Below are 14,550 nucleotides of genomic sequence, written 5' to 3'. Positions count from 1 at the left end.
GGTCACTCGTTCGCGGGGCTCGCGGTTACCGGATGGAGGATCCGATGGAGATGCCGCCGTCGACGTCGAGGACGATGCCGGTGATGTAGCCGGCGGCTTCGCTGGCGAGGAAGGCCGCGGCTTCGGCGATGTCCTCGGGCCTGCCGGTGTGGCGCATCGGGACCTTGTTGGTGAGTTTGTCGCGTGCGGGGCCGTTCATGGAGGCGAGCATCGGAGTCTCGATGAGGCCGGGGGCGATGGCGTTGGCGGTGATGCCGTGGCGGGCGCCTTCGAGTGCGAGGGTGCGGGTCATGCCGACGATGCCGGCCTTGGCGGCTACGTAGTTGGTCTGGCCGAAGTTTCCGCGCCATGACATGGACGAGAAGCTGATGATGCGTCCGTAGCCCTGGCGTTTCATGGGGCCGAACGCGGCGCGGGCGCAGTGGAAGCCGCCGGTGAGGCTGACGTCGATGACCGCGTGCCAGTCGTCGTCGGTGATGTCCTCGACGCGGTTGTCGCGGATGATGCCGGCGTTGTTGACGAGCACGTCGAGGCGGCCGAGATCGGCGGTGATGCCGGTGATCCAGGCATTGACCTGGGCCGAGTCGGTCACGTCCATCACGTCGGTACGGAGTTTCGGGTCGTGGGTGTCGGCGATGGTCCCGGCGGCATCGGTGAGGGCTTGTTCGTTGACGTCGGCCAGCGCGACGGTGGCGCCCTCCGCTGCGAACCGGGTCGCCATGGCGAGGCCGAGACCTTGTGCGGCCCCGGTGATGGCGACGACCCGTCCGTGGTAGCGGTTCACTTGTTGTCTGCTTTCGTGGTCCGGAGAGCGAGAAAGGCGCGCAGGGCGTCGGCCACCGAGCTCGCCGTCCAGTTGTCGGCGAAGGTGGCCAGTTCCTCGCGCAGAGCCTGCTCGGGGGTGATGCCGTCGATGCGGTGCAGGAGTGTCTTGAGGCGTTGCTGGGCGGGGCTGTGGCGGTCGGCCAACTGGTGGCAGACGCGGGTGGCTGTGTCGTCGAGGTCGGCCTCGGGCACGATCGCGTGGATCCAGCCGGTGTGCGCGAACTCGGTGGCGGGCAGCAGTTCGCCGGTGAGCAGGAGCCAGCGCGACAGGCCCCGTCCGACCGCGCCGGGAAGCCGGACGCTGGACCCGCCGGCCGGTACCAGCCGCCGCTGTAGGTGGCCGTCGCCGATGAGGGTGGTGTCGGCGGCGACGACGACATCGCAGGCCAGCGCGAGTTCGAGGCCCCCGGCGACGGCGTGACCGTGCAGGACGGCGACCCAGGGTTTCGGGCTGGCCGCGATGCGGCTGAAGCAGGCGGATACGTCGGCCAGGAAGCCGACCGGGTTGTCGCCGCGGTCGTGCAGCTGGAGGAACTGGTGGAAGTCCCCGCCGGCGCAGAAGCTCGGCCCGTTGCCCGCCACGGCGATCACTGCTGTGGCGGGGTCGTCCTCGGCGCTGGTGATCTCCTTGCCCAGGGCCTCGATGAGTGCGGCGTCGAGGGCGTTGCGCCGCTCCGGGCGGTTGAGCAGCAACCACCTGACGGCGCCGCGTTGTTCGACGAGGAGAGGTGCGGTGTCGGTCACTGTGGCTCTCGGCTTGAAAGTTCCGTGCGGCGACGGCTGCGCAGCAGGTAGCGCTGGGTCTTCCCGCTGGGTGTCTTGGGCAGGGCGTCGATGAAGTGGATCGTGCGCGGGTAGGCGTGGGCGGCGTAGCGGGTCTTGACCAGCAGCTGCAGCTCAGCGGCCAGCTCCGGTGATCCGTCACCGCCGTCGCGGAGGACGACGTATGCCTCGATGACCTCGCCGCGGACGTCGTCGGGTGCGCCAATGACGCTGCACTCGGCGACGGCGGGATGCTGCGCGAGGACGCTCTCGATCTCGAACGGCCCGATCCGGTAGCCCGCCATGATGATGACGTCGTCGTCGCGGGAGGAGAAGAAGAAGTCCCCGTCGTCGTCGACCCGGCCGGCGTCGCCCGTGAGGTACCAGCGGCCGTCGGCGGTGAACTTGGCGCCGGCCTGACCCGGGATCTGGTAGTCACGGAAGGTCATCAGCGGGCTTTCGGTGACGTCGATCGCGACCCGGCCGAGCACGCCCGGTCCGGCGGGCTCGTCCTTGTCGTCGGCCAGGACGGTCAGGCTCCAGCCGGGTACCGGCCGGCCCATCGATCCGGTCTTGAGGGGGCGGGAGAGTTCGGGGTGGTGGTGGTTGGCCAGGGGCATGCCGACCTCGGTCTGGCCGAAGTGGTCGTGCACCGCCAGGCCGAGCGCGGCGCCGGCCCACTCGTTGACCTCAGGGGTCAGTGGCTCGCCCGCGCTGGACGCCCGCTGCAGGCGCAGTCCCTGCGGTACCGGCGCCGTTGAGGAGCGCAGTCCCCGGTACACGGTCGGGGCGGCGGTGAAGTCGGTGACCTGGTGGTCGAGGAGGGTGCGCCAGGTTGTCTCGGGGGAGAAGCCGCCGGACAGCAGCAGGCTGGGGATGCCGGCGGCCATCGGAGCGACGATGGCGGAGTACAGCCCGTAGGCCCAGCCGGGGTCGGCGGCACACCAGTAGACGCTGTCCCGGGTGACGCCAAGGCCGTACTCCAGGTAAACCTGCCATCCGGCGATGTAGGAGACAGGGTGGATGACCCCCTTGGGCTTGCCGGTGGTGCCGGAGGTGAACATGTGCACCAGCGGGCCGTCCCCGCTCGTGAGGACGGCGGGCACCGGCTCGGTCGACGCGTCCGCGACGAGATCGGCCAGCGACGCGTCACCGTGCTGCGCGCCGGTTCCGGTGACGACGAGGCGGCGCTGGGGGTCGTCCGGCATGTCGGGGCCCGGGTCGAGCTTGTGGCGCTGGTCCGGGTCGACGACCACGACGCGCGCACCGGCGCCTTCCAGGCGCAGGGCGATGGCCTGGGGTGCGAAGGCGGTGAACAGCGGGACGTAGACCGCGCCGAGCCGCCAGATCGCGAGGATGACGGTGACCAGGTCGGTGCTCTTGCCCATCAGGGTCGCCACCCGGTCGCCCGGACCGACCCCGAGCCCCTGCAACGCCCGCGCCCAGCGGTGCGACTCCGCGGCGAGCTCGCCGAAGGTCAGGGCGGAAGTCTTCCCGGCGCTGTCGACCACGGTGAACGCCGTGCGGTCGGCGGGATGCCGGTCGCACAGCAGTCGGGCAACATTCAGGGACGGAGCCGTGAAGGTCTCGGTCAGTTCGGCGACCCGGTCGGCGGCGCTCATCGCTGGTCCTTGCGGTCGATGATCGGCAGGACCAGACGGCTGGGGTGGTTCGGCCCGTGATGGATGTGGTTGACGGCGGGGATCATCTGCTCCTCGCTCTCACGGGCGATGACACCGCCGGTGTTGGTGTTGCGGTCGTAGCGGGGGAAGTTGCTGCTGGAGACGTCCACGCGGATGCGGTGACCGGGAAGGAACACGTTCGAGGTGGCTGTCATGTCGATGGTGATCTCGTAGACCGTGCCGGGCTCCATCAGCTCTTCCGTGGCGAGGCCGCCCCGGTAGCGGGTGCGCAGGATCCCGTCGCACAGGTTGATCGCCTTGCCGTCGGGGAAGACGTCGACGAGCTTGGCGGTGAAGTCGGTGTCCACCGCCGACGAGGAGACGAACAGGGTCAGGCTGACCGGACCGGTGACCTCGACAGGCTCTTCGAGCACGGGGGTGGCGAAACACAGCACGTCGTCGCGGCCGGTGACGGTCCGCTGGTCGACCGGGCCGCAGAATCCCGGTGTCACCGGCATGGACGCCCCGCCGGCCGAGGGAACCGGACGGCGCGGGTCGTAGAGGTAGGTGTCGTGCTCGACGCCGGCCGGTGGCTCGGTGGTCAACGCGCCGTCACCGTCAGCAGTGTTGGCACGACCGCCGCTGGTGAGGTGGAAGTCGGTCCACAGCGTGTCGGGCAACGGCCACTCCTGCTCGTCGCGCCACTGGTCAATACCCATCACGAAGATCTTCACCGGTGCCACGTCGTCCAGAGCGGTGGTGTCGCCGCGCAGCCAGCGGTCGAAGAACTTCACATGCAGACCGGTCAGGCCCAGCATCTGGGCACTGGCCAGCGGGCCGAAGGAGCGGTCGGGATAGACGCCGGTCGTGGCCATGTGATCCCACGGACCGATGATCAGCCGCTGCCCCTCGCGCGCCTGCGCAGTGCCCGTCTGTCGGCGGGCGGTGGTGTAGGTGCGGATGGTCTGCCCGATGTAGAGGTCGTACCAGCCGCCGATGTTGAGCGCCGGAACGGTGACGTTCTTGAGCTCGGGCGTCAGCTCCATGGCGTCCCAGTACGCGTCGTGGGAGGGGTGGGCCATCCAGTCGTCCCACCACTTCCCGTACGCCGCCAGGACCGGAACCTCCGCCGTCGGCAGCACCTCGTTGAGGGACTCGGCGGACAGCAGCGCCTGACCGAGCCGCTGCACCTGGTCCACGGAGCCCTCACCGGCCGCCAAAGACCGCTGCGCATCGGCCGCGTACATCATGGCGTTCCACAGCGTGACCAGACTCAGTGAGAGCGCACCGCCCGCGCCATACCAGGGCGACTCGTAGTTGTCGATCGAGGTGAAGGCCGGCGCGATCGCCTTGAGCGCAGGAGCGCCGGTCACGGCGGTCTCCCACTGCACCATCCCGAGGTAGGACGGCCCGTACATGCCCACCGTGCCCTCCGACCACGGCTGTTCCGCGATCCAGGCGACGGTGTCCTCGCCGTCGGCCCGATCGGCCATATGCGGAACGAACTCGCCTGCCGAGCGGTGAGTGCCCCGGCAGTCCTGCACCACCACCGCGTAACCGGCCTCCACCAGAGTCAGGAGGTCGGGGATGGCTGACTGGCCGAAGCCCATCACGTCCTTGCCGTACGGCAGGCGCACGAGCAGCGTCGGGGCCGCCCCTTCGGCCGGATGCCACACGTTGGCGGCGAGGGCTACGCCATCACGCATCGGGACCTGGACGTCTATGTCGTATATGTGCTGCATCGGTGCTCCTCATTGAGCTGACGGCGTCGCCCCCGGATGTGGGTACGTTAAGAGGTACGTTCGTACCCTGTCAATTACCGGATGGAAGGTAGACCGCACGTGATTCACTTGCGCGGAACCCGGTGAGGACCCCAAGGTCCGCGAGGGTGTATCGATGCGTGGCGCCTTGCGCGAGTTCCTCGACGCCGCCGAGGGGCGGCTTCCGAACAGGTGCAGGCGAGGTGGCAGACGGCAGAAGCCGGGGCCCGGAGACGACATCCCAGGTGGCCGTCCGGACGATGAGTACCGGGCCCGGGCACGTCGTCGAGAATCTCAGGGAAGGACCGTTCGAGACGGTCGGTTGGCTGACGACGGCGAGGGCGGTGACTGAACCGCCCAGCGCCTCCAGAGTGGCCGTCAGCTGAAGGACCGCATTGCCTGCCGCGGGGCTTCGAGGCGGATGGTCATCGAGTGGGCGACGCCGGGCGTGCTCACTGGAAGGGTCCTCATCCGTCCTGGTGTGCGGCGGCCTGGAGGGTGCCGCCGGTGGGTGACGTGTACGGGGTCGAGGGATGACCGCACTCGACGGGCACGGCTACTTGCCCGCGCTGACCTTGGCGGTGTCCAACTCGTCCTGCGGCGGCGTGGTGGTGCGGGCGTGCAGGACCCTGCGGGCCTGTTCGGTGTCGAAGTCGTTCTCCCACTTGCCGATCACGATGGCGGCGACGGCGTTGCCGAGAACATTGATGAACACGCGGCCCTCGTTGAGGATGCGGTCGATGCCCACGATCAGGGAGAGGGCGGCGAGCGGGATGTGGCCGACCGCGGTGACGGTGCTCGCGAGAACGATGAACGCGCCGCCCGCGATCCCGGCGGTGCCCTTGCTGGTGAGCATCATGACGCCGACCATGATCAGCTGCTGCTGCCAGGACAGGTCGATGCCCATGGCCTGGGCCAGGAAGAGGGAGGCCATCGTGAGGTAGACCGCGGAGCCGTCCAGGTTGAAGGAGAACCCGGAGGGGATGACGATGCCGACCACGGGCCGGCCGATGCCGAGGATCTCCAGTTTGCGTACCAGCTGGGGCAGTACGGCCTCGCTGGAACAGGTGCTGAGGGCGACGAGCAGTTCGGCCTTGAGGAAGCGGATGAGGCCGAACAGGCTCAGGCGGCAGGCCCGCATGATGGCGCCGAGGACGACCAGGACGTAGACGACGCAGGTCGCGGTGAACAGGATGATGAGGTAGCCGAGCTGTTTGAGGCTCTCGGCGCCGTAGGTGGCGACCACGGTGGCCAGGGCGCCGAAGGTGCCCAAGGGTGCGAGCCGCATCACCCAGCCCACGATGCGGAAGACGACGTCCGACAGCGCCTTGATGCCGCGGGTCAGCGGTGCCCCTTCCTCGCCGGCCATGTTCAGGGCCACACCGAAGACGATCGAGACCATCAGCGCGGACAGGATCGCGTCCCCGGTGATCGCGCCCAGAAGGGAGGCGGGGATGAGGGAGGAGATGAAGCCGGTGAAGGTGGCGTGCTCGGTGGCGGTCTTGGGCACGTCGTCGGCGTTCAGTGACGAGGGGTCGACGTGCAGGCCGGAGCCGGGTTGGAAGATGTTGGCGACGACCAGCCCGATCAGCATGGACACCAGGGACAGCACCAGGAAGTAGCCGATCGCCTTCACACCGATCCGGCCGGCCTTGCGCAGGTTGTCCATGGAGGCGATGCCGGTGGTGACCACGCAGAAGACGACCGGGATCACGATCATCTTGACCAGCGCGATGAACCAGTCGTTGAGCGGCTTCAGGTCCTCACCCACCCCGGGCGCGAGGATGCCGACGGCGATGCCGAGGACGGCGGCCACTACGACCTGGAACCACAGCTCCCGTATGAGACGGCTCAGCCGTGACCGCTGCGGGCGGCCGGCGACGGTGGTGGTGCTTGTCATCGTTGGTGCTCCTTTGCACGACGATCGTGTGTAGCCCTGTCCCGTGGGGGTGCGGGGGACGCGACGCGGCTCGGGCGTCCCCGCTCTCGTGTGGCGCCCGTATCCGGCGGCGTCGGCCGACGGCGCCCGCCCGGTGGCGGGCGCGCCCGCGGTGGGGTGGCGGTCAGCTGTGCAGGGCGCGCAGCACCTTGTGGAAGGCGGCCTTGCTCTCGAAGCCGATGCCGGGGGTGTCGGTCAGGCCGACGCGGCTCTTGTCGACGACGGCGTCGTCGGCGAAGCCGCCGGTGGGCTGGAACTCGCCCGGGTAGGACTCGTTGCCGCCGAGCTTGAGAGCGGCTGCGATGTGCAGGGAGAACTGGTGCCCGCCGTGCGGGATGCAGCGCCTCGATGACCAGCCGTGCTGACGGAGCATGTCCTGGATGCGCAGGTACTCCACCAGGCCGTAGGAGAGCGCGGGGTCGACCTGGATGGTGTCGCGGTCGGGGCGCAGGCCGCCGTAGCGGATCAGGTTGCGGGCGTCCTGGAGGGAGAAGAGGTTCTCGCCCGTGGCGATGGAGCCGGTGTAGTGCTCGGCGACGGTGGCGTTGAGGTGGTAGTCGAGCGGGTCGCCGATCTCCTCGTACCAGAACAGCCCGTAGGGCTCGATGGCCCGCCCGTACTCCAGGGCCGTGTCGAGGTCGAAGCGGCCGTTGACGTCGACGGCCAGCCGGGAGCCGTCGCCGTCCAGGACGTCGATGACGGCCTCGATACGGCGCAGGTCCTCCGCCAGGTCGGCGCCGCCGATCTTCATCTTGACGACGTCGTAGCCCAGGTCGAGGAAGCCGCGCATCTCGTCCTGAAGGTCGGTGAGGGTCTTGCCCGGGGCGTAGTAGCCGCCGGCGGCGTAGACGAAGACGGAGTCGTCGGGCTGCCCGTCGCCGTAGCGCTCGGACAGATACCGGTACAGCGGCTTGTCCTCGATCTTGGAGGCCAGATCGAACAGGGCCATGTCCACCACACCGACCGCGACCGAGCGCTCGCCGTGCCCGCCGGGCTTCTCGTTGCGCATCATCACGTCCCACGCCTTGGCATGGTCCAGGCCGCCCCGCTCGTCGAGCAGGCTGCCGGGCTCGGCCTCGATGAGGCGGGGCAGGACCCGGCGGCGCAGGATCTCTCCGGCGCTGTAGCGGCCGTTGGAGTTGAAGCCGTAGCCCACCACGGGCTTGCCGTCCCGGATGACGTCGCTCTCGATCGCCACGATCGAACAGTCCATGGAGCTGAAGTCGATCCAGGCGTTACGGATCGAGGAGCTGATCGGAACGACGCCCTCGTAGACGTTGGTGATCTTCACTGCGGAGCCTCTCTCATATCTTATAAGATGCAACGCCTGTTAGAGTGAGCTGGTCCGCTGCGGGATGTCAAGGGGTGGGGAAACCTCCGGAAAGGGATGGTCAGGGGGCCATGGCAGGGCAGAACCTGTTCTTCAGCAAGAGCGACCTCGCCTACGCGGAACTCCGCGATCGGATCCTCTCCGGCACCCTTCCTGCCGGGTCACGGCTCGCCCAGTACGACCTCGCCGAGTCCCTCAACATGAGCATCACGCCCCTGCGCGAGGCCATCCGCCGCCTCAGCAGCGAGGGACTCGTCACCGTCGAAACCCACCGCGACGTCCGGGTCTCCGTCATGAACTCGATCGAAGCCCGCCAGCTGTTCGAGGTCCGCCTGTCCCTGGACCCGACCGCCGCCGAACTCGCCGCCCAGCGACGCACCGACGACGACATCGCCACCATGCAGGCCGCCGTCAACAAGCTCCTCCCCGTCACCCGCCAATGGGGGGAAGAGGCGCTCACGGCCCACCGCACCTTCCACCAGGCGGTGTACCGGGCCTCGCACAACGACGTCCTCATCCGTCTCCTGGACGACCTGTGGGACAAGTCCGACCGCTACCGACGCCTCGGCCTCGAACTCCCGCCCGGCGACGAACCCCGCACCCGGGACCTACAAGAACACCACCAACTTGTCTCCCTCATCGTGGACGGCCGCGCCGCCGAAGCCGCCCAGCTGATGCGAGGTCACATCACCCACAGCCTCACCGCCACCGCCATCAGTGCCCTGGAAGACCGCGAGGGCATTCGCGTGACGTGACGCGCGGCGACCGGCGCTGTCGTGATGCATGGAGTGGGAGGACAGGTGGAAATGCATGAGCTGGAGCATGTCCTGGCAGTCATCGACCCCGGCGGCTTCAACCGTGCCTCAGCCCTGTACGTCTCGCAGCCGCCCCTGTCGATTCCAGGGAGCCGTGTGCTGAGGCACGACAGGATTCAAAGTGTTCTCCGCTTCGATGACCGCCGGCGATGTCCGTGCCGACATGGTTCGGGGCGAACAGGGCCGAAGCGATCTCAGTGACGAGGGGAGTGAGGAGCTCATCGAGCTCCTCGCCGAGTCGCTGCTGGCAGGGCAAGGGTCCGCAGTGCGAGCCTGGCCGCGACGACCGGCTCGCCGGCCCGTTTCGCGTCCGGCCGTTAGGCGGCGCACGTAGCGATCAGCTGCCGTTCGCCCAATTTCCGCAGAACGCCGCGTAGTTCCTTCGACACCGTGATGATGAGTGTTTTCATCTGTGGCGGCGGCCAGAGTGTCATGTGGGTAGGACGCCCGCTCGCTTCAGGGCCGTTCAAGACCGTCCGCGGCCACCGGCTGTCCGACCACGGCGGGCCTGGAGCAGGACGCCGCTGGTGTTCAGGCGGAAGCGCGCCATGGGAACGCTGACGCCGGCTGCGGCTGCGAGGGTCGCAGCGTCTGATCCGGCGTACGCGTGGCGGAGGAGAAGCTGACGGGGGAGCAGCAGGCAGCCGGCCAGCCAGTTGGCTTCTTCCTCCTGTTCTGGGTCGCATGTGAAGAACGCATGCCCGCCGATCTGTTGCAGTTCGCGAACCTCGTGGCCGAGTAGGACATGAGCCAGTTCATGGGCGATGTCGCTCTTGGTGCGCGCAGGCTCGTTGCAGGGGTTGTAGACGGCCACGGTGCGTCCACCTGGCAGGTGGAAGGTGGCCGCGGAGAACGCGCCGGGCTGCAGTGCCTCGAGCTCTTGAAGGCTGTCCATGCCGACCAGTTCCTGCGCGTCGACAACCTCGACGCGCAGGTGCTCAGCCAGCTGACGAATGTCCGGGGGGACATCGGAACGCAGGCCGAGCTGTGTGCGCACGCGGTCCGCCAGCCGTTCCGCTTCTGACTTGAACCCTCGTCGCACTTCCTAGCCCCCTTCCTGGGGCGAGCGGCCTGTGTCCGAGGCCACCAGCTTGGTCTGCATGGTGCCGAGAAGGTCGGCGAGTATACGGCTGGCCTGCGGCGTGAAAGTAGAGGCCGCGCGCAGATGCACCTTCACCTCGGTCTCGCGGGCCGCCAGACTGCCGTACAGCTCCTTGACCAGTCCGGCGATCTTCTCGGCCGCGGCGTCGGTGAGGTTGGGGTCGCGTGACAGGTGATAGGCGATGACGTCCGGGGTGCTCTCCGTACGGAGCCGTGTGGGCTGGAAGAAACGCTCCGGAGGGAGTCCCAGCCAATCGACGATCCGGGTGAAGTTGGCGAGGTCCGGCAAGTGCCCCTTCTCCACCCTGGCCAGGGTGTTGAACGGCACATCGGCTTGCTCCGCTGCCGCCCGCAGGCTCAGCCCCAGCTGAGCGCGATGTTGCTGTACAAGCGTCTGCAGGGCCTCGATGTCGATCGGTTCGTCCATGCCTGCCACCTCCTTCCGCCGGGCGTCTCCCAGCGCACCGTAGCGTGGTGACTCTAGGACGATCACCTGGGCGTGATCATTCCACCCCTCCGCAACGTGCCTCCTAAGTCAGTTGTACCTCTTCCGGTACACGTCGTACAGTGTGAGTCAATGCTGGTCTCTCTGGCTGCATTCCGGACCTCCAGCACCGCTGTGCACTTCTGTTCGCCTTGCCGCGTGGATCCGGAAGGGACCGCCTGATGAGCGAAACCGCACGACTGCACGCCTTGCCCCGCTCCCTGCCCGATGAGTCGACCCAGGGGATCGCGGATGCCCGCCTGCTGCCGGACCAGGAGTTCCGGGAGGCCTGGTCGAGCATCGCACTGCCCACTGACATGAAGGAGCGGATGCTCCGAGGCGCGGTGGCCAGCATTCGACTGCGCCAAGCCGTTCCCTTCGACGCCGTGCCCTTGCACGGCATCACGCTGCTCACGGGTGCACCGGGGGTCGGCAAGACCACCGTCGCCTGGGGACTCGCAGACAAGATCGCCCGCACTCTCGGCTCCTCCACCCCCTGGTTGTTCATCGAAGTCGACCCGCACGCTCTGGCCAGCGCCTCACTCGGCCGAAGCCAGCGCAGCGTGGAGGCCCTGTTCGGCACCGTCATCGAGGAGTTGGCGTTCGCTGGCCCCCTGGTGGTGCTGGTCGACGAGGTCGAGACGCTCCTCACCGATCGCGCGGCCCTATCCATGGACGCCAACCCCATCGACGTACACCGCGCAGTGGACGCGGCCCTTGTCGGACTCGACCGGCTCGCACGTCGGCACACCGACGTATTCGTCCTCGCCACCAGCAACTTCCCCGACGCGATCGACCCGGCTCTCGCCTCCCGCGCGGACAACGTCATCCAGGTGCCGCTTCCCGACCGCAGTGCTCGGCGCTGGATCCTGGAGCACACCGTCATGGCCGTTGCCCACGCGTTCCCCGGAGCCCAGTCACTGGCCGCCGCCGATGCCCTTGACGCGGCTGCTGAGCAGGCCGAGGGCTTGGACGGCCGGCGCCTGCGCAAGGCCGTCGCCGCCGCGTGCGCCTACAGGCCGGAGACTCAGGGCGACCCGAACCGCGTCACCGTTCAGGATCTCCTGGGTGCCATCGAGCACGCTCGGGGGACCGTATGAGTGTCATCGCGCGCCGCGTCGCCTCGGTGCCCCATCGGACCTCCTCCCAGACCTGGGAGGCGATCGTCGACCTGCTCGCCCCGAGTGCCGGATCGGCCCGTACCGCTCTGCTCGAGGTCACCGGACCGGCGTCGGTGATCATTGCTGAGGAGTACACGAACAGTGCTCCCATCGTGGTTCTCCCTGCCGAAGGCCCGCGTATCAGAATCCGTACGGCCCACGGCGGTGACGCTGTCGACGCCGCAGGGGACGAGATGCCCTTGATGTCCCCCCCGCTGGATCAGCCGGGCTGGCGTCTGTCTTTGCCCTGCGCCGAGGACGACCTGGACGAGCTGCGCGCGGCCCTCGCCGGAAACTCGCAGATCAGTGTCCGCGCCCTCGACGACGTACCTGACGAGACCAAGGCCCGCGCCGGTTCCGCCCGGATCGTCATCAACACCGACGAGTTGGAGCTGCCGTGAGCACCGCCGTCCACGTCAACACTCATGCGCACGCCGTCACTCACGTGTCGACCGGCCTCATCAGGAGCCTGCGTCAGATCATCAAGGAGAGCGGGCTCGACCCCGCCAAGATGACCAACCAGTGGCCGACTCTGGAGAACGGCGTCGAGGTCTGGCTCACCTCCAGGCACCTGCGGTCCCTCGTGCTGGAGATCCATGACCCGAGCCGACGTCACGGCGACGATCTCGTCGGGCGCTTCGACTTCACCATCAACTACGGCTACTACCCGGACGCCGACGGCGAATTGTGGCTCGACCCGGACACCGTCTACTACACCGTCCGCAAAGCCGGAGCCTTCCCGTCCCTCTGCGACTACCGCATCGTCGCCGACAACGAGCCTGGCCGTCCGGACGTCGCCGGATGGTCCACGACCAGCCTGCGCTCCACCGCCGGATTCACCCGCCACGAGGTCGGCACCGCCATCGGCGGCGGCAGCCTCGGTGCCGGGCTCTCCTACTACACCCGGACAGGATCATGATCAGCGTCAGTGAGGCTTTCGAGAACTTCAGCGGCAATCTGGAGATCACACCGATCGAGTCGGACCAGGCCAGCAAGCGTCAACAGAGCATGCGCGAGCACCTCGACGACAGCACCCTCGACATCGCCGACACGTTCCTTACCGGTGCCTATCGGCGGGCGACCAAGACCAAGCCGCTGGCCGATGTCGACATCATGGCCGTGCTCAACGACAGGACCTACCTCGACAAGCATCCGCACAAGGTCCTCGAGGACGTACGCGCGATCCTGGCGCCGATCTACGGCGAGGACCGCGTCTGTTGTGACCGGCGTGCCGTACGCGTCGACTTCGGCGTGAAACTGGTCGACGACCTCACGGGCGACGTGGTTTCCTTCGACGTCGTGCCCGCCTTCACTGAGGACGACCACTACCTGATCCCCGACGACGTACTCGCGAAGTGGATCCCCACCAACCCCAAGGTCCACGAGGATCTTGCGGTCCAGGCGAACAAGGACTTCTCCGAGCGGTGGAAGCCCCTCGTGAAGATGATCAAGACCTGGAATCGGCACCACGGCCACCCCATCGAAGCGTCGTTCCTCATCGAGGTCATGGCGCTGGAACTCGTCAAGGGTGTGTGGGCCGGGCCCTACCCCCGGGAGCTGCGACAGTTCTTCGCCACTGCCGTCAACGCCATCGCGGAGCGCTGGCCGGACCCGGCCCACTTGGGCCCGGATGTCTCCGACATGTTCGACGGCCATCCCGAGAAGCTCCAGGCCGCCCAGTCGGCCCTGCGAGCCGCAGAGGCTGGGTGCACCGAGGCGCTCCGGCTTGAACGTGCGGGACGTACCGGCGACGCGCTGGCGCAGTGGCAGCTTCTCTTCGGCCCGCTCTTCACCAAGTCATGACCGCAGGCCGGCAGTCTCCTGTGCCACCGGGCGCCTCCGCCCGGATCAAGGAACGCCAAGATCAGCCAGAACACCTCAACAGACTGCTGGCCTACTCCCACCTGTACAAGACAGCGATGTGGTGGCGCCGCCTTAGGACGTGGGGCAACGTCCTTCTGGCTCTGACGGCACCGCTCTTCGCGGTGTTCCTCCCGGCGGGGGCGAGCACCCGCGGGGCGATCGCCGCGGCCTGGCTGGTACTCGGGAAGACCGTACTCAAAGGGCTGGAGGCAAGCGCCACCCTGAGGGCCGCCAATATCCAGGAGTTGTACGACACCAAGCTCTTCCACTTGGATTGGAATCAAGCCCTCGTCGGCCGACAGCCCGTCCCTGATGACGTCTCCTCGGCCGCTCGTCACATCCGTGAGCAGGGCCCCTATCTCGATTGGTACAGCATCGACTTGGGCGACACCCCCTGGCCCGGCGATGTCCTTCTGTGCCAGCGGCAAAGCGCAGTCTGGAGCCGTCGGGATCACCATGCTTATGGCGCCTTCCTGGCGGTCGGCGGCGGAACGTGGGCTGTCGCGATCATCATGTTCGCCCTCGTACGTGACATGACGCTGCTCGCCTTTCTCGTGGCGCTCTTCCTGCCTAGCGCCGCGGCGCTTCTCGATACCGTCGAACTCGCCCGCGAGCACTGGCAGCAGTCCACCAAACGCCGACAAGTCGAGGACGACATCCACGACGTATGGAACAAGTACCAGGCCAGGCCAGCAGATATCCCAGCCGAAGAATGCCGACGCCTTCAGGACGCCACCTACCTCCTGCGGAGGGACGGCCCATCGGTACCCAAGTGGTTCTACGATCGCCGCCGCCCCGAAACCGCTGCCGTCACGAACGACGGCACCACACTCCTGCGCTCATCGTCAGATCCCGACTGACTGATCAGCCGCGTTGTGTCGCTCACCCT

General features: G+C 67.8%; 14 protein-coding genes. 6 read left to right on the top strand and 8 right to left on the bottom strand.

The genetic code is table 11. The features are described 5' to 3' along the window. Positions 1 to 25 precede the first annotated feature (25 nt). From ACIRB1_RS20250 to ACIRB1_RS20225, 6 genes are all read right to left on the bottom strand, one after another. Positions 26 to 784: an SDR family NAD(P)-dependent oxidoreductase gene (locus tag ACIRB1_RS20250; RefSeq protein WP_286253790.1), complete on the bottom strand. Its 759-nt coding sequence runs from the start codon at positions 782 to 784 to the stop codon at positions 26 to 28. Continuing rightward, positions 781 to 1,569 (bottom strand): enoyl-CoA hydratase/isomerase family protein, encoded by a 789-nt coding sequence (locus tag ACIRB1_RS20245; RefSeq protein ID WP_319097796.1) that lies wholly within the window; start codon positions 1,567 to 1,569, stop codon positions 781 to 783. Before ACIRB1_RS20245 ends, ACIRB1_RS20250 begins: the two co-directional genes overlap by 4 nt. After that, positions 1,566 to 3,209, bottom strand: coding sequence for an AMP-binding protein (locus ACIRB1_RS20240; protein WP_319097795.1), 1,644 nt, complete (start codon positions 3,207 to 3,209; stop codon positions 1,566 to 1,568). Before ACIRB1_RS20240 ends, ACIRB1_RS20245 begins: the two co-directional genes overlap by 4 nt. Further along, positions 3,206 to 4,951 carry a CocE/NonD family hydrolase gene (locus tag ACIRB1_RS20235; protein WP_319097794.1) on the bottom strand — a complete coding sequence of 582 codons (1,746 nt, stop codon included), beginning with the start codon at positions 4,949 to 4,951 and terminating at the stop codon, positions 3,206 to 3,208. Before ACIRB1_RS20235 ends, ACIRB1_RS20240 begins: the two co-directional genes overlap by 4 nt. A 574-nt stretch (positions 4,952 to 5,525) precedes the next feature. Continuing rightward, positions 5,526 to 6,869 carry a cation:dicarboxylate symporter family transporter gene (locus ACIRB1_RS20230; RefSeq protein WP_390105897.1) on the bottom strand — a complete coding sequence of 448 codons (1,344 nt, stop codon included), beginning with the start codon at positions 6,867 to 6,869 and terminating at the stop codon, positions 5,526 to 5,528. A 163-nt stretch (positions 6,870 to 7,032) separates the two neighbouring features. Continuing rightward, complete coding sequence (locus tag ACIRB1_RS20225; protein WP_403466436.1) at positions 7,033 to 8,199, bottom strand: mandelate racemase/muconate lactonizing enzyme family protein; 1,167 nt, start codon at positions 8,197 to 8,199, stop codon at positions 7,033 to 7,035. Positions 8,200 to 8,309: 110 nt separating this feature from the next. Between ACIRB1_RS20225 and ACIRB1_RS20220 the strand changes: the two genes are divergently transcribed. Continuing rightward, positions 8,310 to 8,993: a GntR family transcriptional regulator gene (locus ACIRB1_RS20220; RefSeq protein WP_403466435.1), complete on the top strand. Its 684-nt coding sequence runs from the start codon at positions 8,310 to 8,312 to the stop codon at positions 8,991 to 8,993. A 526-nt stretch (positions 8,994 to 9,519) separates the two neighbouring features. Here ACIRB1_RS20220 and ACIRB1_RS20215 read toward each other — a convergent pair. After that, a complete protein-coding gene (locus tag ACIRB1_RS20215) occupies positions 9,520 to 10,095 on the bottom strand; it encodes an ImmA/IrrE family metallo-endopeptidase (protein WP_403466434.1) in 576 nt (191 codons plus the stop codon). A 3-nt stretch (positions 10,096 to 10,098) separates the two neighbouring features. Beyond that, a complete protein-coding gene (locus ACIRB1_RS20210; RefSeq protein ID WP_403466433.1) occupies positions 10,099 to 10,581 on the bottom strand; it encodes a helix-turn-helix domain-containing protein in 483 nt (160 codons plus the stop codon). Between the two features lie 239 nt (positions 10,582 to 10,820). Here ACIRB1_RS20210 and ACIRB1_RS20205 point away from each other — a divergent pair, with 239 nt between their 5' ends. From ACIRB1_RS20205 to ACIRB1_RS20185, 5 genes are read left to right on the top strand one after another with little or no spacing between them, the layout of a single operon-like run. Next, positions 10,821 to 11,738, top strand: a complete 918-nt coding sequence (locus ACIRB1_RS20205; protein ID WP_403466432.1) for an AAA family ATPase — start codon at positions 10,821 to 10,823, stop codon at positions 11,736 to 11,738. Further along, positions 11,735 to 12,199 carry a hypothetical protein gene (locus tag ACIRB1_RS20200; protein WP_403466431.1) on the top strand — a complete coding sequence of 155 codons (465 nt, stop codon included), beginning with the start codon at positions 11,735 to 11,737 and terminating at the stop codon, positions 12,197 to 12,199. The genes ACIRB1_RS20205 and ACIRB1_RS20200 overlap by 4 nt, the downstream gene beginning before the upstream one ends. Further along, the gene (locus tag ACIRB1_RS20195; RefSeq protein ID WP_095749562.1) at positions 12,196 to 12,717 is read left to right on the top strand and encodes an HORMA domain containing protein; all 522 of its coding nucleotides are present in this window, start codon (positions 12,196 to 12,198) and stop codon (positions 12,715 to 12,717) included. Before ACIRB1_RS20200 ends, ACIRB1_RS20195 begins: the two co-directional genes overlap by 4 nt. Beyond that, positions 12,714 to 13,601, top strand: a complete 888-nt coding sequence (locus tag ACIRB1_RS20190; RefSeq protein ID WP_403466430.1) for a CBASS oligonucleotide cyclase — start codon at positions 12,714 to 12,716, stop codon at positions 13,599 to 13,601. The genes ACIRB1_RS20195 and ACIRB1_RS20190 overlap by 4 nt, the downstream gene beginning before the upstream one ends. Then, complete coding sequence (locus tag ACIRB1_RS20185) at positions 13,598 to 14,521, top strand: S-4TM family putative pore-forming effector (RefSeq protein ID WP_403466429.1); 924 nt, start codon at positions 13,598 to 13,600, stop codon at positions 14,519 to 14,521. Before ACIRB1_RS20190 ends, ACIRB1_RS20185 begins: the two co-directional genes overlap by 4 nt. Positions 14,522 to 14,550: the final 29 nt, after the last annotated feature.

Origin of the sequence: Streptomyces sp. NPDC096013 (genome assembly GCF_044763565.1) — a bacterium.
In the GTDB taxonomy this organism is placed as follows: domain Bacteria; phylum Actinomycetota; class Actinomycetes; order Streptomycetales; family Streptomycetaceae; genus Streptomyces.
The sequence above is the reverse complement of the archived record's forward strand: the minus strand, read 5'-3'. Positions and strand labels throughout refer to the sequence as shown.